Annotated in this window: 1 protein-coding gene; it reads right to left on the bottom strand. The window is 64.9% G+C overall.

What is annotated here, in order from left to right:
• Positions 1 to 242 (bottom strand): proton-conducting transporter membrane subunit (locus tag SB764_RS44020; RefSeq protein ID WP_410867315.1); only part of this gene is annotated, 242 nt, incomplete at both ends.

Genomic DNA, 242 nt, shown 5'->3' with positions numbered 1-242 from the left:
CCATGTTCAGAAACGGGTCGGGCAAGCCCGGCGTAAACAGAAAGCTTTGCAGCAACAGCCACTCGGAGACGAAGCCGCTCAACGGCGGCAGCCCCGCACTGGAAAGCACGCCGACGAGGGCGGCCCATGCGGTCCACGGCATGAACCGGATCAGGCCGCCCAGATGCCCGAGATTGCGCTCGCCGGTCGCATGGAGGACGGAACCCGTGCCGAGAAACAGCAGGCTCTTGAATGCCGCATGG

The sequence above is a fragment of the Paraburkholderia sp. SIMBA_027 genome (assembly GCF_046535315.1).
In the GTDB taxonomy this organism is placed as follows: Bacteria; Pseudomonadota; Gammaproteobacteria; order Burkholderiales; family Burkholderiaceae; genus Paraburkholderia; species Paraburkholderia tropica.
Note: the sequence above shows the minus strand (reverse complement) of the source record. Positions and strands in the feature narration are given on the sequence as shown.